At 58.6% G+C, this 4,143-nt stretch carries 4 protein-coding genes; 2 read left to right on the top strand and 2 right to left on the bottom strand.

From position 1 onward, the window contains the following. The first annotated feature begins 513 nt into the window (after window positions 1–513). Together B5X69_RS20290 and B5X69_RS20285 are read left to right on the top strand one after the other, a co-directional pair. Entirely contained in the window at window positions 514–1,659 is a 1,146-nt protein-coding gene (locus tag B5X69_RS20290; protein ID WP_079640285.1) for an aromatic ring-hydroxylating oxygenase subunit alpha, read from the top strand. After that, window positions 1,656–2,009, top strand: coding sequence for a hypothetical protein (locus B5X69_RS20285; RefSeq protein ID WP_079640284.1), 354 nt, complete (start codon window positions 1,656–1,658; stop codon window positions 2,007–2,009). The genes B5X69_RS20290 and B5X69_RS20285 overlap by 4 nt, the downstream gene beginning before the upstream one ends. A 76-nt stretch (window positions 2,010–2,085) precedes the next feature. Here B5X69_RS20285 and B5X69_RS20280 read toward each other — a convergent pair whose 3' ends face one another. Then, window positions 2,086–3,015, bottom strand: coding sequence for a LysR substrate-binding domain-containing protein (locus B5X69_RS20280; RefSeq protein WP_079640283.1), 930 nt, complete (start codon window positions 3,013–3,015; stop codon window positions 2,086–2,088). A 30-nt stretch (window positions 3,016–3,045) separates the two neighbouring features. Continuing rightward, complete coding sequence (locus B5X69_RS20275) at window positions 3,046–3,894, bottom strand: tyrosine-type recombinase/integrase (protein WP_245798824.1); 849 nt, start codon at window positions 3,892–3,894, stop codon at window positions 3,046–3,048. Between the last annotated feature and the right edge of the window lie 249 nt (window positions 3,895–4,143).

Genomic DNA, 4,143 nt, shown 5'->3' with positions numbered 1-4,143 from the left:
CGTCAACATCCTCGAGATGAATGGCGACAGCTATCGTCTCGCACAGAGCCGCATCAGAAAGACCGGCTGAAACGCTCCCTCAAAAAATCGCCGCGGCCGACTTTTGCTCCGCCCCGTGGCCGGCTTTTACTCCGCCGTTGACACCGTTTATGAGTTTACGGCCTAACCTAGCGCGGGCCGGTTCCCAGCACGTTGGAGGGCGTGATGCCCCGTACCGGCGCCATTGCGCTCCTCGCGGCATGTGCAGGGCACATCGCGCAAGAGTCGCGGCTCCAGGATCCATCGGCAACCGTGCAAGGAAAGCGTCACTGGCGAAGGGAATAGATGCCGCCCGTGTTGCGAGCAATGGCGGTGAATCGATCGGTCGATGGCGAATCCCATATTGATGGTGGGAGCCTGACAAGGCAATTTCCATCTCGTGGGGGAGCCAGAAGCGCTTCCCCCCCAACACAGTTTGACGGGAGCAGGTTGACGCGATCAGGCGCTCATCTGCAGACGCCGGAGTGAATAACGATGAATAATGACCCATCTCCGCCGCCTAAGGAAAGTCTCACCTATCTGGGAACTGGTCCGATTCCGGCGGCCCCCTATTACGAACTCAGCTATTACGAGCGCGAGCGCGAAGCGGTGTTCCGTGAATCCTGGCTGCATGTCGCGCACGTCAGTGAGCTGCCGAAGCCGGGGGACTTTATTGTTCGTGATCTTTCGTTCCTTGGCCTCACCATCCTGCTGACACGCGGCAAGGACGGTGAAATCAGGGCGTTCCACAATGTCTGCACCCACCGCGGCACGACGCTTGTCTGGGAAGCGGAAGGGAATGCGAACCTCTTCACATGCCCCTACCACAACTGGACCTTCGCAAATAATGGTGACCTGATGGGCGTTCCGGATGCAGAGTCATTCTTTGATCTGGATAAGGCCCAATGTAATCTCAAGACCATTGAGGTAGATACCTGTAGTGGCCTGATATTTGTCAGGCCGTCAAATCGACCGGGGCAGACCCTTAAGCAATTCCTCGGGAATTTCTACGATCAGATCGAGTCCAAGCACATCGAGGAATTTACTGGATTTGTTGAAACCCGCTATCGCGTAAAGAGCAACTGGAAGCTGGCTTTTGACAACTTCCAGGAAGGGTACCATATCAAGGCCACCCATGTGAGAACGGCCGTGCGCCCGCTGACCAACAGTGGGAATCCGTTCGGCCATCCCGTGGAATTCGCAACGGATGGCATCCACAGAATCGCGATCTGGCGCCCCAACGCGGTGATCAGGCGCACGCCGGTGGAGGCAGCAATGCTGCCCGATGGCGGCTTCAGCCAGTCAGAAATCAGGGGCGTTTTCCCGAACTTCCAGGTCAATTCCGACACCGGGCTGGCGTGGACCAGACAGGCCACGCCCATTTCGGTAGACGAGACGGAAATGTCTTTGCGGTTCTACACAAAATCAAATGCCGATAGCGACATAACCTGGCGCTTCATTGAAGAGTTCGCGATTGGAGCGCAATTCGACGTGGAGGTGCAGGACTTGAGCGTCATCAACCAGAATCAGCACGGGATTCAGTCCGGCGCATTGAGTCATATTCACTTCCAGGCCAACGAAATCTTGTTGCGCCATTCGTTCGAGACGATCGATGCAAAGGTGCGGGAGTTCGTGGCATGACTGGCGAGGTGACGCTGCCGGCTGGCTTCGAAGCGCTGGCGCCATTTGTCGATACCTGGAATCTGGGTTCATTCGCCGAGCGGTATCAGCAGCGCCGCAAGGTGGGCGTGGCGGGTATGCGCAGCTTTTACGACGCAGTGGTCCCGATCTTGCCCGAGATGCAGGCGTTGGTGCGATCCGAGGAGTTTCGTGGCTCGGCGGTTGCGACGGTTTTCGAGAACCTGATCCTGAGCCTGGCCCATGTCGCGCTAGCCATTGAGCGCCTTGGGGATGAAGAGGTAAGCCATGCTCTGGCGAGCCGGGCGATGGCCATCAAGCAGGTGAACAGTTCGAAAGTGCGCCGTACCTGATGGCGGACCACCGCTTAGGCCGCCGCCGAGCCCGCCGCTGGCATTGCGCGGCTGCGGAGCCGCCTGCCCGGTGTGATCAGGTCGGATGAAGCCCGGCCGGATGGACTTCCGCGACATATTTGCGCGTCACCTTGATGAAGTCCTCGCGCAACGGTGAAAGCCGCTCGCGGCGCCAGGCCAAGGCCGCCATGCTGCCGCGGGCCTGCTTCTCTTCAAGCGGAATAAAGGTGATGCCGGGCGAGTCCACGACCGGTCGGGTGTCGAAGAAGATGGATGACCCGAGGCCCCGGGCAACGAGCGCCAGGATGACAAACATCGAGTTCCCTTCGAGGACGACGTTGGGCTCGAAGCCTTCCGCGTGACAGGCTTTCCGCAGCGACGTCACCGCATCCGGCGCTTCCTCATAGGGGTAGAGCACGAGGGGTTCCGATTTGAGGTCGGCAAGCTGGAGACTCTTCCGCATGGATAAGGGCGATCCTGTCGGCACCGCCACCATTCCTGCGCGGAAGGATTCCACTTCGAGAAACTCCAGGTCGTGGCACTCGAATATTGGTGGCGTTCGCATGAAGCCGACATCAATTGTATTATCTCGCAATCCATTTATCTGGTCTTCGATCGAGCACTCAAATATCCGCACTTTAGTGTCAGGATAGATCACACGATAGCGTTCGATAATATCCGGGACGATTTTCAGAACGCTCATCGCAAGCGAACCGATCACCAGGGTGTCGGGTCTGTGCCTGGCTTGCTTGCGCGCTTTCTCAACGGCCTGATCGGCGGCAACGATGATCTGGCTCGCCTCTGCCAGGAACTCTGCGCCGGCGATGGTGAGCGAAACGTGCCGTGAAGACCGGTTGAGGAGTTGCACTCCAAGGACCTGCTCCAGGCGCTTGATTGCGTGAGAAAGCGCGGGCTGCTCGATCCCGAGCCTGGTCGCGGCCGCTCCGAAGTGCAGCGTTTCCGCCAGCACCTTGAAATAGCGCAGGTGGCGCAAATCCAAGTCCATGGTGCTGGATCCGTCCTCTGTTCTGGGTTGTCAAGGCCGTGCTGGCAGGCCGTGGGGTGTGCGGCGGGCCTTCATCCTGCCTTCGGGGATTGTCCAGGTGGCCTTGTCCCAATCGATCTCGTTCCATTCGCCGTGGCGAAGCTCTCCGGGGCGCACTAAGACGTGCGGCGCGATCTTCAACGCGAATTTGGTGGCCGGGTAGCATTCGAAATCATCGATAGCACGGAGCAGCCCGCCCAACTTCTCTGGTTCGAGGATCGCCGCGTAGTGCCGTGCTTTGGGCGTGACCAGTGCACCCTGCAGGATCGATGTTGGATCGGTTTGGCACTGGCCGAGCGCGGCCCCATACCGGAACACCCGGCTTGCGAAGGAGCGGCATTTCTTCGCGGTCTCCAGATTGCCTTTAGCTTCGAGCTTCTTGAGCGCCGCCAGCATCAACTGCGGATCGACATCGTTGATCGGCATATTGCCAATTGCAGGCTTGAGCAGGTCAAGGAACCAGCGCGCCTTGCGCAGCGTGGCTTCCGCCCGGCCCTCGGGCACCATCTTCTCATCGATGTACTTGTTGGCGATGACCTCGAATGTGTTCTCTGCGCCTAGCTTGATCCTGGCCTTCTTGCGCTTGCGCTCCAGCATCGGATCAATGCCATCGGTAACCTTGAGCCGAGCCCGGTCGCGAAGCTGGCGCGCTTGCGACAAACGGACCTCTGGGCACGCGCCGATCGGCAGCTTCTTTTCCTTCCCGCCGAAGCGGTACTTGAAATACCAGAGCTTGGAGCCATTCGGCTTCACCAGAAGCAGCAGCCCCCGCGAGTCGTATTTCTTGTACGACTTGTCGGCAGCCCGGAAGCCTTTGATTTCCTGTACATTGAGGCTCATTTGGGGGCCTCACTTTCGTGCGATTTGGGGGCTTTTGGGCTGGAGCCCCCAGCCGAGGCCCCCAGAGACGTTGGAACAAAGCGGAACAAAACAAGACCTCGCTTTCTGCGCTAGAGGTCAAGAATGGCAGAATTCCGCCATTTCTGCAATGTTTGGCTCTTCCTCGTGAACGGGGGATGAGGGAAATTGGGTTAGACTTGTCATAGGAAGGACAAGTCTGATGAAGAAGAAGGCTGATCAGGGAATCGA

The sequence above is a fragment of the Sphingopyxis flava genome, assembly GCF_900168005.1.
In the GTDB taxonomy this organism is placed as follows: Bacteria; Pseudomonadota; Alphaproteobacteria; order Sphingomonadales; family Sphingomonadaceae; genus Sphingopyxis; species Sphingopyxis flava.
This window is presented reverse-complemented; position numbering and strand designations above follow the sequence as displayed.